Source organism: Streptomyces sp. CNH287, assembly GCF_000424825.1.
The window spans coordinates 554838-574308 of the sequence record NZ_AUKQ01000004.1 but is presented as its reverse complement, the minus strand read 5'-3'; the positions used below and the strand labels follow the sequence as shown (position 1 = coordinate 574308).

Sequence of the window (19471 nt, the reverse complement as noted above, 5' to 3'; positions counted from 1 at the left end):
GGCGGCTGACGGGGGCGGCACTCGCGGGCGGTGCGGCGCCGCCCCGTGCCGCCGCCTCGGCGTGATTGTCAGTGGCAGGGTGCAGACTGCCTCGTGTCGCACCCGATGCGGCGCTGCGACACCTCACACCCACGCACACGAGACGGACAACGGCGTCCAGGACGGTGGCCGGTATGACGGATGTACTTCTCGCGGTAGGCACCAGGAAGGGCCTCTTCCTGGCCCGGAAGCCCGTCGGCCGGCGTCATGGGCGCTGGGAGCTGGACGGGCCGCACTTCAACGCGCAGGCCGTCTACGCGGTCGGCGTCGACACCCGTCCGGCCACCGCGCCCCGGCTGCTGGTCGGCGGGGACAGCGCGCACTGGGGCCCCTCGGTCTTCCGCTCCGACGACCTGGGCGCGAGCTGGTCGGAGCCGGCCGAGCCCGCGGTGCGCTTCCCGCCGGACACGGGCACCTCGCTGGAGCGGGTGTGGCAGCTCCAGCCCTCCACCGCGGCCGAGCCCGGCGTGGTGTACGCGGGTACGGAGCCCGGTGCCCTCTTCCGCTCGTCGGACGGCGGCGAGAGCTTCTCCCTGGTGCGTCCGCTGTGGGAGCACCCCACGCGGGAGAGCTGGGTGCCGGGCGGCGGCGGTCTCGGCCTCCACACGGTGCTGGTGGACCCGCGTGACGCGCGGGCGGTGACGATCGCGGTCTCGACCGGCGGGGCGTACCGCACCGCGGACGGCGGGCTGAGCTGGGAGCCGTGCAACCGCGGCGTGCAGGCGGCTTTCCTGCCCGAGGAGCAGCGCTTCCCCGACCACGGGCAGTGCGTGCACAAGATCGCCCGGGATGCCGCCGACCCCGACCGGCTCTACCTCCAGAACCACTGGGGCGTCTACCGCAGCGACGACGGCGGCACCCGGTGGGAGTCCGTGGGCGACACGCTCCCCTCCGACTTCGGCTTCCCCGTCGTGGCCCATCCGCGCCGGGGCGGGGTGGCCTACGTCTTCCCGCTCAACGCCGACTACGACCGGGTGCCCGCGGGGCGGCGCTGCCGTGTGCACCGCACCGAGGACGCGGGGGCCAGCTGGCAGGAACTCTCCGGGGGGCTCCCGGAGTCCGCCCACTTCGGTCCGGTCCTGCGCGACGCGCTGTGCACCGACGACGCCGACCCGGCCGGGCTCTACTTCGGCAACCGCAACGGCGAGCTGTTCGCCAGCGCGGACGAGGGCGACAGCTGGCAGCAGCTGGCCGGGCACCTGCCGGACATCCTGTGCGTACGGGCGGCGGTGATCGGCTGAAGCGCCGGAGCGGCGTCCGCAGGGCGCTCGCGCCTACGGCAGTCGCCACTCCACCGGCTGCGCCCCCTGCCGCTCCAGCAGCTCGTTGGCGCGGCTGAACGGACGGGAGCCGAAGAAGCCGCGGTCGGCGGACATCGGCGAAGGATGCGCGGACTCGACGGCCGGGAGGTCGCCCAGCAGCGGTCGCAGATTGCGGGCGTCCCGCCCCCACAGGACCGACACCAGCGGACGGCCCCGCGCCGCCAGCGCCCGTATGGCCTGCTCGGTGACCGCCTCCCAGCCCTTGCCCCGGTGCGCGGCGGGCTTGCGCGGAGCCGTGGTGAGCGCCCTGTTGAGCAACAGCACGCCCTGCTGGGCCCAGTGGGTCAGATCACCGTTCGACGGACGGGGCGCGCCGATGTCCGTGTGCATCTCCCGGAAGATGTTCTCCAGGCTGCCCGGCAGGGAACGCACCTCGGGGGCCACCGAGAAGCTGAGCCCGACGGCCATGCCCGGCGTCGGATACGGGTCCTGGCCCACGATCAGCACCCGCACCTCGTCGAAAGGCTGCTGGAAGGCGCGTAGGACGTGCTCCCCCGCGGGCAGATAGGTGCGGCCGGCCCCGACCTCCGCGCGCAGGAAGTCACCCATCGCGGCGATACCGCTCGCCACCGGTTCCAGCGCCTTGGCCCAGCCAGGCTCGACAAGCTCACTCAACGGTCGTGCTGCCACAGCCCGTTACTGTACCGGCGCCCGGAGCGTGCCCGGTACGCGCTCCCTCCTCGGCCGCGCCGGTGCGGGATAGGCTCCCGCCGACACACTCCTCGATCCTCCCTCGTCCCCGGAGCCGTACCCATGAGGTCCCGCAGGCACTTGTTCGAGAGCGGCGGCGGCACGCCGCCTCCCGTGGTCAGGCCCGGTGACCCGTCGTGACGCGGGGCTGGGTGCTGGGCGTGGACTCCGGCGGTTCCGGCCTGCGCACGGCGCTGGCCCGGGTCACCCCGGACGGCGCACACGAGACGGTGGGGCGCGCCTCGGGGGAACCGGTGCCCACCGGCGGCTCGGGGATCGCCGCCGGGCGCCTGCTGGGGCAGCTGCTGCCGGCCGTCCGCCACCTGTGGGCCGACGCCCGCGCGGACGGGCCGCCCGGCGACATCCGGATCGACGCCGTGTGCGTGGGCGCGGCCGGGATGGCGACGCTGGGCCGGGAACTGCGCGCGGTCCTGCCCACCGCCCTGCGGGAGGCGCTGGGCGTCCGGCGGCTCGCGCTCACCGCCGACGCCGTCACCGGCTACGCGGGGGCGCTCGGGCAGCGGCCCGGTGTCGTGGTGGCCGCCGGTACCGGCACGATCGCCCTGGGTACCGATCTGCGGAGCTGGCGCCGCGTGGACGGCTGGGGCCACCTGCTCGGCGACTGCGGCAGCGGCGCCTGGATCGGCCGGGCCGGGCTGGAGGCGGCGCTGCGCGCGCACGACGGCCGCGGCGGCTCCGGCGCGCTGCTGGAGCGCGCGGAGCGGCTGCTGGGCCCGGTCGGCGAACTGCCCGGCGTGCTGTACCCGCGTACCGACCGGGCCGCGGTGCTGGCCTCGTTCGCCCCGGAGGTCGCCCGGTGCGCAGCAGGCGGTCCGCCGGACGCGAAGGGCGCGCCGGAGTGGCCGCCGGACCCGGTGGCCGTGGAGATCATGCACCGGGCCGCCGCCGAGATCGCCGCCACCGCCGCCGCGGCCTGCCCGCCCGTGGCGGCCACGGACCAGGACGGCACGGCCCCCGGCGGCACGGAGACGCTGGAGGTGGCCCTCACCGGGGGCCTCTTCCGCGTCGGCGAGGTGCTGCTGGCGCCCCTGCGGCGGGAGCTTGCCGTACGGCTGCCGCAGGCGCGTGTCGGCATCTCGGGGAGCGATCCGCTGGAGGGCGCGGTGCTGGTCGCCGCCCGGCTCACCGACGGCTCGCTGCGGCTGCCCGCCGACCCCGCGCTGCTCACCGTGGACTGACCTGCCGCAGGCCGCTGACCTGCGCCGCCCGCCGTGCGCAGCGAGGAGCGGGGCCGTTCGACACGCGGGATGGAACAGACAAATTCGGACGGTACCTCCCCGCCCGAACAGTGCGGCCCGCCAAGGCATTAACATGCGGGCATATGAGCTCCCCCAATGGGCCGGGCAATGGCCTGCCTGTACGAATGCCCCGTCCCCGCCAGTCCGGGCGGCACCGCCGGCCGGAGCCCGTCGTCGCCCCCGAGGACGCTCCGGCGCTGGTGCTGGCCGTCCCCGGCGAGCCCACCGGTACGACGCGCGGGCTGGCCGCCGAGGTCGTGAGCATCGCGCGCTCCGAGCTGCCCGGCCTGGACGCGCGGATCGGCTATGCCGAGGGCGGCGACGACGAGTTCCCGTCCCTGGAGAGCGTGCTCGCCGAGGCCGCGGCGCAGCGTTCGGCCGCTGCGGAGGCCGCGGGCGACGTACCCGCCGACGCCGTGCCGCCCACTCCGGAGAACCTGGTGGCCGTGGTCGTGCCGCTGCTGGCCGGTCCGGACGCGGCCCGGATGCGGCAGATCCGGCAGGCGGTGCTCAACAGCGGTTCCGGGGCGGAGCTGACGGACGTGCTCGGCCCGCATCCCCTGCTCGCCGAGGCGGTGCACGTCAAGCTCTCCGAGGCGGGTCTGGCCCGCGCGGACCGCGCGCGCCTGTTCACGGTGACGACGGCGGCGGACGGCATCGTGCTGGCCACCCTGGGCGGCGAGGAGGCCGTGCAGGCCGCCGGAATCACCGGCATGCTGCTGGCCGCGCGGCTGGCGGTGCCGGTGCTCGCGGCCGGGCTGGACGAGGAGGGCGCGATCGCCCGGGTCGCCGACCAACTGCGCGACTCCGGCTCCCAGCAGCTCGCCGTCGCACCCTGCCTGATCGGCCCCGAGGTCCCGGCGGGGCTGCTGGAGGCCGCCGCCCAGGAGGCGGGCTGCGCGTCGGCCGAGCCGCTGGGCCCCTATCCGGCGCTGGGCAAGCTGGTCGCCTCGGCGTACGGGGCGAAGCTGGGACTGCCGCAGCAGGCGCAGGGGATGCCCGCCCGCTGAGCGAGCGGGCCGGGCCCTGCCGCAGAGCCCCCCGAACTGTTCCGCCCGTCCGGCAGCCGTTGTGCCTCACCGCCCGCCTGGCCTCCCCGGACCGGCCGCCTCGTGCACCGTCAGCCGAAGACGACGCACGAGGCGGCCGGCGCCTCGGTCGACCCCGTACGGCGGGGCATGCCGGTGGCCTCGTCGAGCGCGAACCAGGTGAGGTCGCCGGACCGTTCGTTGGCCGCGTAGAGCCAGCGCTCCGAGGGGTGGAGGGCGAGGCCGCGCGGCCAGTGGCCGCCGCAGGCGACCGTGCCGGTCAGCGTCAGCGCTCCGCCTGAGGCGTCGATCTCCAGGACGGAGACGCTGTCGTGCCCGCGGTTGGCCACCCAGGCGTGGCGGCCGTCCGCGCGCACCACCAGCTCCGAGGGGTAGTTGGGCCCCTCCGCCCCCGCGGGCAGCACCGGGAGCGCACCGACCGGCTCCAGCGTGCCCGTCCGGTCGTCCCAGCGGCAGACCGTCAGCGTCGAGTCCAGCTCGCCCACGACGTAGGCGTATCCGCCGCCGGGGTGGAACCGAAGCTGCCGGGGGCCGCTGCCCGGCGGCAGCGCCACCTCCGCGTGCGGGCGGACCTCGCCGCCGGACGCGTCGAGGCCGTAGACCCACACCGAGTCCGTGCCCAGGTCCGCCGCGAGCAGCCAGCGGCCCGAGGGGTCGGCCGCCACGGCGTGCGCGTGCGGCGCGGACTGGCGCTCGGGGTCGGTGCCGCTGCCCTGGTGCGGGTAGGCAATCGCGTGACCGCCGCCGAGCGTGCCGTCGGCACGCAGCGGCAGCGCGCTGACGCTCCCGGAAGTGTAGTTCGCGGTGAAGAGCCGCCCGGCGGCGAGCGTGAGGTGGGTGGGGGCGGCGCCCCCCACCGGCACCGGGCCGCCGACCAGGGCGGGCCGGTCCGGGTCCTCCAGGGAGAGCACGGCCGCCGCTCCGTCCGCCGTCTCGCACACCGCGTACAGCAGGCCCTGGCCCAGGGCGAGGTACGAGGGCTCCGGCAGGGCCGTCTCGGTGTGCCGCAGCACGCGCAGCGCGCCGGTGTCCGGATCGACGGCGGCGGTCGTGACGCCCCGGCCGCCGGCCGAGGTGAACGAGCCGATGTAGGCCCGGCTCCCAGCTGTCCGTCCCCGCCCGTGTCCCTGGCTGTCGCTGCTCACTGCCCAGGCACCTCTTCCGCCGACGTCGGTGATCACGCCGACGGTAGCAGCCGCCGCCCGGGCACCCCACGGCCCGTCCGCGACGCCGATGCCGCCGGGCCTTGGCATGCTGGACGGCATGCGCCACTCCCCCGCTCCCGCCCTCGCCACCGGGCCGCCCCCGGTGATCTTCGACCTCGACGGCACGCTGGTGGACAGCGAGCCCCACTACTACGAGGCGGGCCGCCGCGTCCTGGCCGAGTACGGCGTGCCCGGCTTCAGCTGGCAGGAGCACACCGAGTTCATCGGCATCGGCACCCGGGAGACCCTGGGCACGCTGCGCGCACGGCACTCCATCGACGCCCCCGTGGAGGAGCTGCTGGCCCGGAAGAACAGCGTCTACCTGGAACTCGCCCGCACCTCGATGGAGGTCTTCCCGCAGATGCGCAAGCTCGTGGAGCTGCTGCACGCCGGCGGACACCCACTGGCGGTCGCCTCCGGCTCCTCGCGGTCCGCCATCGCGGCGGTCCTCGGCGGCACCGGGCTGGACACCATGCTGACCCGCTGGGTCTCCGCCGACGAGGTGCCCCGGGGCAAGCCCGCGCCGGACGTCTACCTGGCGGCGGCGGGCCTGCTCGGCGCCGCTCCGCGCACGTGCGTCGCCCTGGAGGACGCGGCACCGGGGGCGGAGGCGGCGCGGCGGGCGGGGATGCGGTGCGTCGCCGTACCGTACGTCGCGGCGTCGGCCGGTGCGGACGGCTTCCGGGGCGCGGGCCTGCTCTTCACCGGCGGCCAGCGGGAGTTCGACGCGCGGCGGGCGTACGAGTGGATTCGCACCCCGGGCGGCGGGCCGGTGCCCGACGCCGGCTAACGCTGACCGGGAAGGGGTCCCGGGCCTGCGGCTGAGCACGAGAGGGACCGGCCGCTCGTCGGTGCCGTGGGCGTTTCCGTGGGCGTTTCCGTGGCGGAGGGGCTCAGGTGCGCGGACGCCGAGGCCGCGACCGGGGGGTGTGTGTCGACGCGATCCGATCCCATGACCACGAGGTGGAACTGCCCCTGACGTGCTGCCCTTCCCGGTAGAGCACAAGGTCCGGTCCGGTCCGTCAGCCCACCCGTCTGGTCAGCACCTGCCCTGGCCAGGACCCGGACAGGAAGCGCTCGGTGGGGGTGAAGCCGTTGCGCTCGTAGAACGCGACCAGCTCTCCCCCGCCACCTGCCCAGCAGTCGACCCGCAGCAGTCCGACGCCCGCACGCCGCGTCTCGTCGACGGCATGAGCGAGCAGCTTCGCCCCGATGCCCCGGCCGGCCCGCCGTCGGTCGGAGACCAGCAGCCGGACATACCGCTCGGGCTCCCCGGCCGGTGTGATCGGCAGCTCCGGGCTGGGCCCGGAGTCCATCACCAGGGCTCCGACCGAGGCGGCGCCCAGCTCCGCGATGAAGGGAGCGTTCTGCCCCAGGTACCGCTGGACCCGTGTTTGCCCGCCGGGCCGCCGCGAGTACGGCGTCGTGCCCCACTGCTCGGTGTTGCCCCGCTCGTTCATCCAGACCACGGCCGCGTCGAGCATGTCGAGTACGGCCGGCGCGTCAGCCGTACTGACCGGTCTGGTCCGGAACCCGTCTGTGGCGTCGTTCACGGCGGGAGTCTAAGGTCCCCCCGGCGGACAGACTCTCGCACGGGTCCACCGCGGTACCGCACGACCACGCCGACCACGAGGAACAGGGCAGCGTGTTCCGCCGATGCATCGGCTGGCGGAGCGGTCACGCTGACGGCCAGCGCCTACGAGCGGTGACCGCCTGGGCCCACCCTCGCATGTGTCAGGTGACGGCGCGGCGGTAGATCTGCCGGGACCCGCCTTCGGGTCCCGGATCGGCCGCCTCGGCCGGGGCGAAGCCCAGGCGCTCGTAGAAGACCCGCGCGCCGCTGGCGACGGCACCGGGGTGGTCGGCCCCGAAGGTGACCACCTCGACGTTGCCCGGGCCCCGCACCCACCTGCGCATCGCGTCCGACATCAGTGCACGGCCGACGCCCTTCCCCCGCGCCTGCTCCGAGATGACGAGCCAGTGGACGTGGTACGTCGACGCCTCCGCTCCGAAGAGCAGTCCGCCCAGCAGTTCCGACCCCGAGGAGACAGCGACGAGCGCCCTGGACCGACGCAGATGCTCACGCACCGCGTCCTGGAAACCGCCGTCCCCGACCATCGGACCGAACCAGTGCTCCACCTGGGCCGCCAGGCCGAGAAAGCCAGGAAAATCCTCATCTCCTGCGAGTCTGACGATCATCCCAGCAGTCTGGCACGAACAGGGAGACCGTTGCGCGGCGCTAGCCGGTCCGGTCCTCCGCGCCCGGACCGGCCGGGGGCATCGGTGCCCAGCCGCGCTCCACCGATCGCCGGCATCGTGCGGGTTCGTCGCCCGCGCTGGTGAACAGCGCGGTGAGCAGGGGGACGCCGTGCGCGAGTGCCTGATGCGGCAGGGGGCCCGTGGCGACGAGTGAGGCGAGTCCGTGGCCGATGGCCCAGCTCTGCGTCGCCAGCGCCAGCGGGTCGGCCCCGCCGTGGAAGCGGCCCTCCGCCTGTGCCCGTTCGACGGTGGCGACAAGGCAGTGCAGGGTTTCGTCCGCGGCTGCGGAATCCTCCAGCTCGAAGCCCGCGTCGAACATGACGCGGTAGACGTCCGGGCTCGCCAGCGCGTGCGACAGGTAGGCCGCCCCCAGCGCGGCGAGGTCCCGTACAGGGTCCGCGGAGGGCCGGACGGCCGCGAGGCCGCTCGCCAGCCGGACGAAGCCCTCCTGCCGCAGCGCCCGCCACAGGCCGTCCATGCCGCCGAAGTAGGTGTAGACGGCCATCGTGGACACGCCGGTACCGGCCACCAGTGTGCGGAGCGTGACCGGTTGCCTCGTCCGCAGCATCTGCGCGGCCCGGTCGAGCAGCAGGGAGCGGACCGCCGGATCTTTCGTCCTCGCCATGAGCCTCATAATACATAGCATTGCTATGCTTAAACGGGGTGCGGCTCCTGCCGCCCTCGACGACAAGAGGAAGAGGCGGTCCATGTCCGTGACACTGGTCAACCCCGACGGGTTGCCGAAGCCCGAGGTCTACCGGCAGCTGTCGGTCGCCACCGGATCGAAGTGGGTGTTCCTCGCGGGGCAGGTCGCGCGCGACGCCGACGGGCGGCCGGTGGGCGACGGGGACCTCGCCGCGCAGGTCGAGCAGTGCTATCTCAACATCGCCACCGCCCTGGCCGCGGTCGGCGGCACCTTCGACGACGTGGCGAGGCTGACCGTCTACCTCGTCGACTGGAAGCCCGAGAAGATGCCGCTGCTGGGTGAGGGGGTGGGCCGCGCGGCGGCGAAGCTCGGCATCGACCCGGTCAAGCCGATCACCCTGCTGGGCGTCGCGGCCCTGGGAGAGCCCGACCTCCTGGTCGAGGTCGAGGCGACCGCGGTCCTCGCGTAGTTCCGTCCCGGCGGTCCTCCTCGGCCCGCGAGGCCCGGCCCCGCGCCTCTCCCCCGCGTCGCCGGGAGGTACCCGTGCGTCGCCGGACCCGCCCGCCCGGCGGGCGCGCCGGGTCGGGTCGGGCCGCCCGCCCGACGGTGTGCGCGGCTCCCGCTCAGGGCCGCAGCGGGCGGTAGACCGTCAGGGCCTCGTGGCACTTGTCGAGGATCAGCTCACCGGGTGCGGGGGCGACCTCGCCGTCGTAGGCGAGGTGCGTGCCCGGCGGTATGCCGGTGATCCGCAGTCGCCGCAGCCGGGCGGTGCTGTGCACCGGGGACTGCCCGAACACGCTGGTCAGCGCGGCGGCGAACAGCCGGGTGCGCGGCCACCTGCCCCCGGGCACCACCCGTACGTCCAGCAGCCCGTCGGCCAGGTCGTGGCGGCGCACCGGGGCCAGGGCGAATCCACGGTAGGAGCAGTTGCCGACGAACAGCTGCCACATCGCCCGCTGCCGGCCGCCGAGCCCCGCCTCCACCGGCCCGGCCGTACGCAGCACCCGCAGCGCGGCGAGGACCCCGGCGGGCCAGGCGCCCAGCCGCGGCGCCCAGCGCTCCCGGATGCGCACCAGCTCCGGGTAGGAGCCGAGGCTGAAGGTGTTGAGGAAGTATCCGGAGGCGCCCTCGGGGTCTCCGGGGCCGGGTGCGAAGCGGGCCAGGTCGACGGCGACGGCCTCGCCGTTGCGGACGGCGTGGCAGGCGTCCTCGGCCCGCTCGACCCCGAGCGCGTACGCGAAGTGGTTGCGGGTGCCGCCGGGCAGCACGGCCAGCGGCAGGCCGTGCCGTACGGCGGCCGTGGCGGCGGCGTTCACCGTACCGTCGCCGCCGCAGACGCCCAGGGCGCCGCCGAGCCCGGCGGCCCGCTCCGCCGCCTCCTCCAGGGTCTGGACGAGGGTTCCGGAGGCGGGGTCGCAGACGATGATCTCGGACTCCGGCAGGGCGGCGCGCAGGGCGGCGAGGACCGGGGGCTGCGCTGCGGCGTCGTCGTCGGAGCCGCTCTGGGAGGCCCCGCCCCGGTCGGCGGAGCGCTGCCCGGAGGAGGTGTTGGCCACCAGCACGAGACCCCGCCCGTCCCCCAGGGCCGGGGCGCTCGCGAGCGGCCGGGCGGGGGCGGGAAGCTGTGAGCGGGTGGGCACCAGGCCCCGTACGGCCAGTGCCGCGCCGACGCCGAGCGCGGCACCGGCGAGCACGTCGCTGGGGTAGTGGACGCCCGTGTACACCCGGGAGAAGGCCACCGCGGCGGCGACGGGGGCGACCGCGGCGCCCCAGCGAGGCGACTCCAACGCCACCCCCGCCGCGAACGCGGCGGCTGAGGCCGCGTGGCCGGAAGGGAAGGAGGTGGTGACCGGCTGCCGGTGCAGCCTGCGGATCAGCGGTACGGCGTCGGCCAGCGGCCGGGCCCGCCGCACGGCGCCCTTGCCCAGGGTGTTCACGGCGGCGGAGGCCACCGCCAGCGAGGCGACTCCGCGCAGTGCGCCGCGGCGGGTCGCGGGTGTGCCGGCCGCCGCCAGCGAGGCGGCGATCGCGAACCACAGCCCGCCGTGGTTGGCCGCGCGGCTGAGCCCGGGAAGCACCCGGTCCGCGCCCGGCAGATGCCGGGACGCCACGCCGTGGAAGGCGCGGCGGTCCCAGGCGCTGACCCGGCGGGCGTGCGGTATCCACCGGGCGGTGTCGGGCGGGCCGCCGACACCGTCGAAGCGGGCCGCTGTGACCGCTGTTCCCATGACACTCCTCGCAGACGGCGCGGTACTGACGTGCGGTGACGGTACCCGCTCCGGCGCGGACCAAGAGTGATCCGGCACACTCGGCCGCCCGTGCCCGCGCCCCCCGGCGCCTCACAGAGGCAGCACGCACCCCGGTGAGCTGGTCGCGAACGGGGCGCCGGAGGGCGCCGGCGCACCGGACTCCGCGTCCACCGTGAACGTACCCACGTTCCCGGCCCGTTCGTTGGCCGAGAAGAGCAGCCCGCCCGACGGCGAGAGACTGATGTGCCGGGGCCAGGAGCCGCCGCACGGGACCGTGCCGGCCAGCCGCAGGCCCGCGCCGCCCGCCTCGGTCGCGAACCAGGCGACGCTGTCGTGGCCACGGTTGGAGAGGTAGACGAACCGGCCGTCGGCGGAGATCGTCACCTCGGAGGGGTAGTTGGCGCCGGGGTCTGCGCCGCCGGGCAGCGTGGACCAGCTGTCCCCCCGGGTGAGCGCGCCGGAGGCGGCGTCGTAGGCGTAGGCGGTGACCGTGCTGTCCAGCTCGTTGGCCACGTAGGCGTACGGGGCCGCGGGGTGGAAGACCAGGTGCCGCGGCCCGGCGCCCGGTGCCGACTTGGCCTCCGAGACGTGCTGGAGGGCGCCGCTGCCGGGGTCGAGCGCGTAGGTGTGGACGGAGTCGGTGCCCAGGTCGACGGCGAGGACGAAGTCCCCCGCCGGGCCGGTGACGATCTGGTGGGCGTGCGGCCCCCTCTGGCGGTCAGGGTCGGGGCCGGAGCCGGTGTGCTGGACGAAGCCGGTGCGTTCGCCGACGCTGCCGTCGGCCTCGATCCGGTGCGCGGCGACACTGCCGGAGGTGTAGTTCGCACTGAGCAGGTGGCCGCCGCCGGGATGGACGGACAGGTGGGTGACGCCCCGGCCGCCGGTCGACCGCACCTGGCCGAGCGGGGTCAGGGCGGCGTCCGCGCCGATGGCGAAGGCGCGCACCCCGCCTTCGGGCCCGCCGCCGTCGAGCGAGTAGAGCACCTCACCGGAGGGGCTGAGCGCGAGGAAGTCGGGGTTGGTCACGGCCGCGAAGCCGCCGGTGCGGGTCAGCGCGCCGGTGGCGGTGTCGTAGGAGCAGGCGACGATCCCGCCGCCGTACGTGCCGAGGTAGACGGTGCGCGAGGCGCCGCAGGGGTGCCGGGCGGGGCGCGGGGCGGCGGACGGAGCGGGGGACGCGTGGGCGGCGGGCACGGCGCCGAGTGCGGCGGTGCCCAGGAGGCCCGCGCCCAGGGCGCCGACGAAGGAGCGGCGGCCGGCGCCGGCCGGGGTCGCGGGGGCACGCCGGTGGTCCTGTGGGGGGTGTGACGGCACGGCTGGGGCCTCTCGATGGGGGGATATGGCATGTCTCTGCCAAGAGCATGCCGCCCCCACCCGGCAGGTCCAGACCACACCCCCCGCCCCGGCCGCCGACCGGCGGCCCGCACCCCTGCCGCCTCGCCCTCCGTCCGGGCGCGCCGACTTGACAGAGGGTCAGCACCTCGGCGAATCTGGCGACATGACATTCATTTTCAACTGGGCCGGTGATTGACCGTGCGCGTCGCGTTCGTCGGTAAGGGGGGCAGCGGCAAGACCACCCTGTCCGCCCTCTTCGCCCGCCAGCTGGCGCGCTCCGGCGCGCCCGTCCTCGCCATCGACGGCGACATCAACCAGCACCTCGCCGAGGCCCTGGGGCCTGGTGACGGTGAGCCCTTCAGCGCACCGCCGCTCGGCGCCCGACTGCGCGAGATCAAGGAGTTCCTGCGCGGCACGAACCCGCGTATCGCCTCCGCCGCCGCCATGGTCAAGACGACGCCGCCGGGCGCGGGTTCGCGGCTGCTGCGGCTGCTCGGGGACGACGCGGTGCACGGCTGCCACGTCCAGGAGGTGGGCGGCGTCCCGCTGATGGTGACCGGCGTGTTCGAGGAGAGCGACCTCGGCGTGGCCTGCTACCACTCGAAGCTCGGCGCGGTCGAGCTGTACCTCAACCATCTCGTGGACGGCGCGGGCGAGTACGTCGTGGTCGACATGACGGCCGGGGCCGACGCCTTCGCCTCCGGCCTCTTCACCCGCTTCGACCTGACCTTCCTGGTCGCCGAGCCCACCCGCAAGGGGATCTCCGTCTACCGCCAGTACCGCGACCACGCCCGCGAGTTCGGCATCCCGGTGGCGGTGGTGGGCAACAAGGTCACGGGCGAGGACGACCTGCTCTTCCTCAAGGAGCACGTCGGGGACGACCTGCTGGCCTGCTGCGGGTACTCCCCCTGGGTACGCGGCCGGGAGCAGGGGCGCACCGGCGGCGAGCCCGAGGCGCACACCGTCCGGGCCCTGGACCAGCTGCGCGGCGCGGTCGACGCCCGCCCGAAGGACTGGGCGGCGTTCCAGCGGCACGCGGTCACCTTCCACCTGCGCAACGCGGCGGCGCAGGGGGACGAGGCGGCGGGCACACGGCTCGCCGGGCAGGTCGACCCGGACTTCCGGCACGGCCCGGCCGCGCTCTCGGCCGCCTCCTCCTGACCTCACCGGGCTTCACGGCCTTGCCGACCCCCTGGCCTGACTGTCCCGCCCTCCCCCGGCCCGCGCCAACCGCAGGCCCGGTCCCTCCGCCGGTGCCCTACCACCGCTACCGGCGCAAGCGCACCACCGAACCGACCCACTCCACAGAAAGCCCTTCACATGTCACTCGACGTCCCCCCGAAGCTGCTCGCCGAAGCCGAACGCGGCGAGGTCCGCGAAGAGGACTTCGTGGAAACCGTCCGCGTCTCACTGCCCTACGCCTACACCCTCGTGGCCGGGCTCGTCGGCCAACTGCGCGAGGGGAAGGCCGAGTTCGCCGACAACCACACCCCGCCGCCCTCGGAGAAGGAGCGCGGCCAACTGCTGCGCGCGCTCTCCAGCGACGCGATCCGGGGCAGCCTGGAGCGCCATTTCGGCGTCACCCTGGCCTTCATGAACTGCCACCGGGTCGCCGTCTTCCACCCCGAGGCGCGAGGCGGTGAGACGCACACCCGCTTCACCTCGCAGCGGTCGCAGATCCTCAACCAGTCGCCGGAGTTCCGCGACTGCTGAGGGGCGGGGCGGCCCGGCACGCGCGAGCGCCGCGCGTGCCGGGGCCGCGCGGGAGGTCCGCCGCGCCGGAGGCCCTCGCCGCCTCCGGCAGTTCATCCCAAGTGGTGCGCACCTGCATGGGTAATCATCCGTATTACTTTGCAGCTGCTCCATGAGCGGGCCATACTCTGACGCATGTGCGGCCCCATCCGGATGGCGGCCGACCCTGTCCGCGTCCCCGAGGAGCCCGCCCATGCCCCGCACTCGAATCCGCGCCGTGCGTCGCGGCGCGACCGCCGCAGTGACGGCAGCGCTGCTCGTCCCGCTGGCGGCGTGCGGCGGTACGGACGCGGAGGCGGAGGACTCCGCCGGAGGCCCGCCGGCGGCCGACCTGACCGTGCTGGCGGCGTCCTCGCTCACCGACGTCTTCAAGACCGCGGGCCGCGCGTACGAGAGGGCGCACCCGGGTACGAAGGTGACCTTCTCCTTCGCCGGCTCCCAGGAGCTGGCCGCCCAGGTCACCCAGGGCGCCCCCGCCGACGCACTCGTCACGGCGGACACCGAGACCATGGACGGCCTCGGCGGCGACACCGGCACCGCCACCGTCATCGCCACCAACCGGCTGGTCATCGCGACGGACGAGGGCAACCCCGAGAAGATCCGCGGCCTGGAGGACCTCGCCGACCCGGACGTGAAGGTCGTCCTCGCCGCGCCCGAGGTGCCGGTCGGCCGGTACGGCCAAAAGATCCTGGACGCCCGGGGGATCGAGGTGAAGCCGGTGTCCCAGGAACCGAACGCGCGCGCCGTCCTGAGCAAGGTCGAACTGGGCGAGGCCGACGCCGGACTCGTCTACCGCACGGACGCCGCCACCGCTCCCGGCAAGATCGACGCGGTCGCGATTCCCACCGCGCAGAACGCCCTCGCCCGCTACCCGGCGGCGACCTTGGCGGCCTCCGCACACCCGGAGGCCGCCCGCGCGTTCGTGAAGTGGCTGTCCGGCCCCGAGGCTCGCAAGATCCTCGCGGACGGCGGCTTCCAGCAGCCGTGACCACCGAGCGCACCCTCGGCCGCCGCGCCCGTGGCCCCCGTACGCCGGGCCGCCGCGCCCCGCTCGCGCTGGCGGTCCCCGCGCTGCTCGCCGTTACGTTCCTGGCGCTGCCCCTGGCCGGCATCCTCGCGCGTACCTCCTGGAGCGGGCTGGGCGGACATCTGGCCAGCCCGGAGACCACCCAGGCGCTGCGCCTGTCGCTGCTGGTCTCCGGCTGGGCGCTCGGGCTCTCGCTCCTGCTGGGGGTGCCGCTGGCCTGGCTGCTGGCCCGCGTCGACTTCCCCGGCAAGGCGCTCGTACGCTCGCTGGTCCTGTTGCCGATGGTGCTGCCGCCGACCGTCGGCGGTGTGGCGCTGCTGCTGGCCTTCGGCCGCCGCGGGCTCCTCGGCCCGTGGCTGGAGGACACCTTCGGCGTCACCCTGCCCTTCCACACCTCCGGCGCCGTCCTCGCCGCGACCTTCGTCGCGATGCCCTTCCTGGTCGTCAGCCTCGAGGGCGCGCTCAACGGGCTTCAACCGCGTTACGAGGAGACCGCTGCCTCGCTCGGCGCCTCGCCCCTGCGGGTGTTCTTCACCGTGACCTTGCCCATGGTGGCCCCGGGACTCGCCGCGGGGGCGGCGCTCACCTGGGCGCGGGCGCTTGGCGAGTTCGGCGCGACCATCACCTTCGCGGGAAACCTGCCGGGCACCACCCAGACCCTGCCGCTCCAAGTCTACCTGCTGCTCCAGGAGTCGCCACAGGCCGCCACCTCCGTCTCGCTGCTGCTGCTGGCGACCGCCATGGCCGTACTGGTCGCGCTGCGCGGGCGCTGGACGGGCGGGCCGGTCCGCGACCGCCCGCACGCGCCCGGCGCCGCGCCGGCCGACGACGGGGACCGGCGCGGCGCGCACGACCCGGACGGCACGCCCCGCGGAGACGTGCCCAAGGACGACGCCGCACCACACGCCGCGCACCCCGGCGAGCCCGCGCCGCCGCGGGAGCGCTGGTCCCTGCACGCCGAACTCACCGGCTTCAACCAGCTCGCCCTGGACGCGCCGCCGGGCACCACCGTCGCCGTCGTCGGCCCCAACGGCGCCGGGAAGACCACCTTGCTGCGCGCCCTCATGGGCCTGACCCCGCGCTCGTACGCCGCGCTCCGCCTCGGCGCAGCCGACGTCTCGCACCTGCCCCCGCACCGCCGCGGCGTCGCCTGGGTGCCGCAGGACGGCGCGCTCTTCCCGCACCTGAGCGCCCTCGCCAACACCGCCTACGGGCCGCGTGCGCAGGGGGTCCCGCGCGCCGAGGCCCGGCGCGACGCGCAGCGCTGGCTCGACCGGCTGGGCGTCGGGCATCTCGCGCACCGCAGGCCGGCCGAGGTCTCCGGCGGCCAGGCGCAGCGCATCGCGCTGGCACGGGCGCTGGCCGCGCGCCCGCGCCTCCTACTGCTGGACGAGCCGCTCGCCGCACTCGACCAGACCACCCGCGCCCGGGTGCGCCACACCCTGCGCACGCATCTCGACGGCTTCGGCGGCGTCTGCCTGCTCGTCACCCACGACCCCGTGGAGGCCGTCTCGCTGGCCGACCGGATTCTCGTCCTGGAGGACGGCCGTGCGGTGCAGGACGCCCCGCCCGCCGAGGTCACCCGGCACCCCCGCTCCCCCTGGGTCGCCCGGATGCTGGGCCGCAACGCCTGGCCCGGCACTACCACCGCACGGGGCCTCGCGCTGCCCGGTGGGGGCGTGCTCGTCTCCGCCGACCCGCTGCCCGCCGGCGGGGCAGCGCTCGGGCTGATCGCGCCGGAGGCGGTCTCCGTGCACCGGGAGCGGCCCGCGGGCAGCCCGCGCAACGCCTGGCCCGGCACGGTACGGGAGATCACCGCCAGCGGCAGCCGGCTGCGGGTCCTGATCACCTCGGCGGAGGCGCCCGACCTGGTCGCCGAGATCACCCCGCAGGCCGCGGCCGAACTCGGCCTGGGCGACGGCACGCCGGTGTGGGCCGTGGTGAAGGCCACCGAGGCGGCACTCGTACCCCTGTAAGGCGTCCGCGCACGGCTCGACGCGATGCGTTGACAGCGGAACAGGTCGTTGCTTTGATGCGCAGCAAGCGCTTTCCTGCCGAGCTTTGGAGCTTCCCGTGCCGCTCTCGCGCCGCGCCGTGCTGTCCGTGCTCCCCGCCACCGCGCTGCTGACCGCCGCGGGTCCGCTGCGTGCACGGGCCGAGGCCCGCCCTGCCCCGCCGCGCTCCGCCGCCGACCACGCCGCCCTGATCCGCAACACGCTCGCCGTCTTCGCCGGCACCGCCGACTCCAACGCCCGTCCCGAGGTCGCGGACCGGCTCGCGGCCATCGAGTCGACGGCACGGGCGCGGCTCGCCGCGCTCGACGGCGCCGGGCAGGGTGAGGTCTTCGCGGGCCTCCCGCTCGGCACCAGCGACACGAACCTGTTCACCAGCTACCGCTACCTCTGCGAGATCGCGCTGGCGACCGTTGCGCCGGGCCCCGGGGAGTCCACGCTGCGCGGCAGCGTGCCGACCCAGCACCGGGTGGCCGACACCCTGGTCCGGCTGCACGACGAGTACTTCGGCGACCAGGCACGCGGCTACTACGGCAACTGGTTCAACTGGGAGATCGGCATCCCCGCCCAGGTGACGAAGACCTTCGTGCTGCTGGGTGACGCGCTCACGGCGTACCGCCCCGAGCTGACTGCCGCCTACGTCGCCTCCATGGACGCCTACCTGCGCAACGGCAAGGACGGCGACGTCGACCTCGACTCCCGCTTCCACACCGGCGCCAACCTCGCCGACATCACCACGAACCGGGTCCTGCAGGGGGCGCTGCTCCAGGACGACGCCCGCGTCAGCAAGGCCCTCGCCGACCAGCTGACCGTCTTCGCGACCGTCGACCCGTACCACCTGCGGCACGGCGTGACCGACGGCTTCTACGCCGACGGCTCCTTCATCCAGCACGCCTCGGTGGCCTACACCGGCGCCTACGGCAAGAACCTGCTCACCCGCGTCGTCCAGACGCTCAAGATCCTGGAGGGCACCCGGTACGTGCCCGGCGGCGATCTCGCGGGCGTGGTGCACGGCTGGGTGCGGGACGCGTTCGCGCCGGTCATCTTCGAGGGCTGGATGATGGAGATCGTCAAGGGCCGGGGGCGGTCGCGCACCAGTACCGGCTACGGGGACGTGGCCGAGGTCGCGGAGGCCGTGGTCGACCTCTCGGGGCTGACGCGCGGCGCGGACTCCACCGCGCTCAAGGGGTACGTGAAGTTCGTCAGGGAGCGCTCGAAGGCCGCCCCCGATCCGGCCGAGTTCGTCTCGCCGGTGAGCATCGCCCGCCACGCGGACATCGTGGCCGACGTCTCGATCCCGGCCCGGGACCTGAACGCGGCCGAGTCCCACCAGGCGTTCCACGCGATGGAGCGGACGGTGCACCGCCGCCCCGGCTACACCTTCGCCCTGGCGCGCAGCTCCAGCCGGATCAGCAAGTACGAGTACATGAGCGGCGAGAACCTCATCCCCTGGTTCCAGGGCGACGGCGCCCACTACCTGTACCTGCCCGGGCAGGACCAGCGCCGGCACTTCGGCGTCGACTACTACACGGCCGTCCCGCCGTACCGGCTGGCCGGGGTCACCGCGCCGGTGGAGACCCGGCGCACCGTCCCCGAGCTGTACGGCAAGCTGTGGTACGACAACCCCGAGCGCGGGTTCACCTCCTCGTCCGAGTCGCAGAACACCTACGTCTACTTCCCGTGCGGCACCAACGCGTACAGCGGCGGCGCCGCCCTGGGCACCTACGGCGCGGCCGGGATGATCCTGTCGGACGACGCCGCCTACGCCGCGAAGCGGGCGGGTACCCTCCCCGACGACTTCGTCGCCTACCGCAACGCCCGTGCCACCAAGTCGTGGTTCATGCTCGACGACGAGATCCTCGTCCTGGCCGCGGGCGTCGGCGACCCGGCGGGCCGTCCGGTGACGACGACCGTGGACAGCAGGATCGCCGACCCGTCCGACACCCTCGCGGTGACGGGGCGGCTCCGCGACGGCTCGCGCTGGTCCGGGCCGGGCCCCGACCCCGTACGGCTGGACTGGCTGCGCTACGCCGACACCGGCCGGGGTACCTCGGTCGGCTACGTCTTCCTGGACGGCGAGGTGCCGACGGTCTCGCTGGAGACGGTCACCCGCAGCAGGCGAGTGATCCGCCAGTCCAACCCCGCCGAGCCGGTGAGCCGCCAGGTCTTCTCCGTCGCCGTCGAGCAGTCCGCCGGAGCACGCCCGGCGTCGATGGCCCACGCGCTCGTACCGAACGCCTCCGAGGGCCAGTTGCGGGCCTACCGGCGCGGGCCGGTGTCCGTACTGGTCAACACCGTGCGCGTACAGGCCGTCCGGCACCGGGAGTTGGGCGTCCTTGCCGCCAACTCCTTCACCCCGGGCAGGCACCGGGCCGGGCGGCTGATCCTGGACGGGCCGGCGTCGGTGATCCTGCGCGAGTCGCGCGACGGCACGGTCTCGGTCGCGGTCGCCGACCCGACGACGCAGCGGGAGAACGTCACGGTCGTCCTGCGCGGGCGCCGGATGCGGAAGGTCACGGCGGACGAGGGGGTCAGGGTGCGCCGGGCCCACGGCGGCACCCGTATCGACGTCAACTGCCACCAGGCCTACGGCCGGAGCTTCACGGCGACACTGCGCTAGGCTCTGT

17 protein-coding genes are annotated in these 19471 nt (G+C 75.0%); 10 read left to right on the top strand and 7 right to left on the bottom strand.

Annotated elements, in window-relative coordinates; translation table 11 throughout:
• The first annotated feature begins 173 nt into the window (after positions 1-173).
• Positions 174-1280, top strand: a complete 1107-nt coding sequence (locus H299_RS0105770; protein WP_027747635.1) for a sialidase family protein — start codon at positions 174-176, stop codon at positions 1278-1280.
• Between the two features lie 33 nt (positions 1281-1313).
• Here the strand turns inward: H299_RS0105770 and H299_RS0105765 are convergent, their stop codons facing one another.
• The gene (locus tag H299_RS0105765) at positions 1314-1991 is read right to left on the bottom strand and encodes a uracil-DNA glycosylase (protein WP_027747634.1); all 678 of its coding nucleotides are present in this window, start codon (positions 1989-1991) and stop codon (positions 1314-1316) included.
• A 197-nt stretch (positions 1992-2188) separates the two neighbouring features.
• Here H299_RS0105765 and H299_RS0105760 point away from each other — a divergent pair, with 197 nt between their 5' ends.
• The gene (locus tag H299_RS0105760; RefSeq protein WP_027747633.1) at positions 2189-3250 is read left to right on the top strand and encodes a BadF/BadG/BcrA/BcrD ATPase family protein; all 1062 of its coding nucleotides are present in this window, start codon (positions 2189-2191) and stop codon (positions 3248-3250) included.
• Between the two features lie 143 nt (positions 3251-3393).
• Positions 3394-4320 carry a hypothetical protein gene (locus H299_RS0105755; RefSeq protein ID WP_199782395.1) on the top strand — a complete coding sequence of 309 codons (927 nt, stop codon included), beginning with the start codon at positions 3394-3396 and terminating at the stop codon, positions 4318-4320.
• A 110-nt stretch (positions 4321-4430) separates the two neighbouring features.
• On the opposite strand, the gene H299_RS0105750 is transcribed toward H299_RS0105755, so the two are convergent.
• A complete protein-coding gene (locus H299_RS0105750; RefSeq protein ID WP_486587160.1) occupies positions 4431-5624 on the bottom strand; it encodes a lactonase family protein in 1194 nt (397 codons plus the stop codon).
• Between H299_RS0105750 and H299_RS0105745 the strand changes: the two genes are divergently transcribed.
• On the top strand, positions 5623-6354 hold the full coding sequence (locus H299_RS0105745) for an HAD family hydrolase (protein ID WP_051262175.1): 732 nt from the start codon (positions 5623-5625) through the stop codon (positions 6352-6354). The genes H299_RS0105750 and H299_RS0105745 overlap by 2 nt on opposite strands.
• Before the next feature lie 232 nt (positions 6355-6586).
• On the opposite strand, the gene H299_RS0105740 is transcribed toward H299_RS0105745, so the two are convergent.
• The 3 genes from H299_RS0105740 to H299_RS0105730 all read right to left on the bottom strand — a co-directional run bounded on the left by H299_RS0105740 (position 6587) and on the right by H299_RS0105730 (position 8448).
• A complete protein-coding gene (locus H299_RS0105740; protein WP_027747629.1) occupies positions 6587-7117 on the bottom strand; it encodes a GNAT family N-acetyltransferase in 531 nt (176 codons plus the stop codon).
• Positions 7118-7298: 181 nt separating this feature from the next.
• Positions 7299-7763 (bottom strand): GNAT family N-acetyltransferase, encoded by a 465-nt coding sequence (locus H299_RS0105735; RefSeq protein ID WP_027747628.1) that lies wholly within the window; start codon positions 7761-7763, stop codon positions 7299-7301.
• A 40-nt stretch (positions 7764-7803) separates the two neighbouring features.
• Positions 7804-8448, bottom strand: coding sequence for a TetR/AcrR family transcriptional regulator (locus tag H299_RS0105730; protein ID WP_027747627.1), 645 nt, complete (start codon positions 8446-8448; stop codon positions 7804-7806).
• An 82-nt stretch (positions 8449-8530) separates the two neighbouring features.
• Between H299_RS0105730 and H299_RS0105725 the strand changes: the two genes are divergently transcribed.
• Positions 8531-8938 (top strand): RidA family protein, encoded by a 408-nt coding sequence (locus tag H299_RS0105725; RefSeq protein WP_027747626.1) that lies wholly within the window; start codon positions 8531-8533, stop codon positions 8936-8938.
• 154 nt (positions 8939-9092) lie between these two features.
• Here H299_RS0105725 and H299_RS0105720 read toward each other — a convergent pair whose 3' ends face one another.
• Both H299_RS0105720 and H299_RS0105715 read right to left on the bottom strand, forming a co-directional pair.
• A complete protein-coding gene (locus H299_RS0105720; RefSeq protein WP_051262145.1) occupies positions 9093-10697 on the bottom strand; it encodes a phosphatase PAP2 family protein in 1605 nt (534 codons plus the stop codon).
• Between the two features lie 111 nt (positions 10698-10808).
• Entirely contained in the window at positions 10809-11951 is a 1143-nt protein-coding gene (locus H299_RS0105715) for a lactonase family protein (protein ID WP_027747624.1), read from the bottom strand.
• Positions 11952-12251: 300 nt separating this feature from the next.
• Between H299_RS0105715 and H299_RS0105710 the strand changes: the two genes are divergently transcribed.
• The 5 genes from H299_RS0105710 (at position 12252) to H299_RS0105690 (ending at position 19464) form a co-directional block, all read left to right on the top strand.
• On the top strand, positions 12252-13214 hold the full coding sequence (locus H299_RS0105710; RefSeq protein ID WP_027747623.1) for a nucleotide-binding protein: 963 nt from the start codon (positions 12252-12254) through the stop codon (positions 13212-13214).
• Between the two features lie 159 nt (positions 13215-13373).
• Positions 13374-13766, top strand: a complete 393-nt coding sequence (locus tag H299_RS0105705; RefSeq protein ID WP_027747622.1) for an SCO5389 family protein — start codon at positions 13374-13376, stop codon at positions 13764-13766.
• Between the two features lie 232 nt (positions 13767-13998).
• Positions 13999-14793 carry a molybdate ABC transporter substrate-binding protein gene (modA, locus tag H299_RS0105700; protein WP_027747621.1) on the top strand — a complete coding sequence of 265 codons (795 nt, stop codon included), beginning with the start codon at positions 13999-14001 and terminating at the stop codon, positions 14791-14793.
• A complete protein-coding gene (locus tag H299_RS0105695) occupies positions 14790-16808 on the top strand; it encodes an ABC transporter permease (RefSeq protein ID WP_027747620.1) in 2019 nt (672 codons plus the stop codon). The genes modA and H299_RS0105695 overlap by 4 nt, the downstream gene beginning before the upstream one ends.
• A gap of 97 nt (positions 16809-16905) precedes the next feature.
• Complete coding sequence (locus tag H299_RS0105690) at positions 16906-19464, top strand: polysaccharide lyase family 8 super-sandwich domain-containing protein (RefSeq protein WP_027747619.1); 2559 nt, start codon at positions 16906-16908, stop codon at positions 19462-19464.
• The last annotated feature ends 7 nt before the right edge of the window (positions 19465-19471 follow it).

Excerpts from the sequence above, each read along its gene's own strand:
- H299_RS0105745 (WP_051262175.1), top strand. The coding sequence starts at position 5,623 with ATGCGCCACTCCCCCGCTCCCGCCCTCGCCACCGGGCCGCCCCCGGTG.
- H299_RS0105705 (WP_027747622.1), top strand. The coding sequence starts at position 13,374 with ATGTCACTCGACGTCCCCCCGAAGCTGCTCGCCGAAGCCGAACGCGGC.
- H299_RS0105735 (WP_027747628.1), bottom strand. The coding sequence starts at position 7,763 with ATGATCGTCAGACTCGCAGGAGATGAGGATTTTCCTGGCTTTCTCGGC.
- H299_RS0105755 (WP_199782395.1), top strand. The coding sequence starts at position 3,394 with ATGAGCTCCCCCAATGGGCCGGGCAATGGCCTGCCTGTACGAATGCCC.
- H299_RS0105730 (WP_027747627.1), bottom strand. The coding sequence starts at position 8,448 with ATGGCGAGGACGAAAGATCCGGCGGTCCGCTCCCTGCTGCTCGACCGG.
- modA (WP_027747621.1), top strand. The coding sequence starts at position 13,999 with ATGCCCCGCACTCGAATCCGCGCCGTGCGTCGCGGCGCGACCGCCGCA.
- H299_RS0105750 (WP_486587160.1), bottom strand. The coding sequence starts at position 5,624 with ATGCCGTCCAGCATGCCAAGGCCCGGCGGCATCGGCGTCGCGGACGGG.
- H299_RS0105725 (WP_027747626.1), top strand. The coding sequence starts at position 8,531 with ATGTCCGTGACACTGGTCAACCCCGACGGGTTGCCGAAGCCCGAGGTC.
- H299_RS0105720 (WP_051262145.1), bottom strand. The coding sequence starts at position 10,697 with ATGGGAACAGCGGTCACAGCGGCCCGCTTCGACGGTGTCGGCGGCCCG.
- H299_RS0105770 (WP_027747635.1), top strand. The coding sequence starts at position 174 with ATGACGGATGTACTTCTCGCGGTAGGCACCAGGAAGGGCCTCTTCCTG.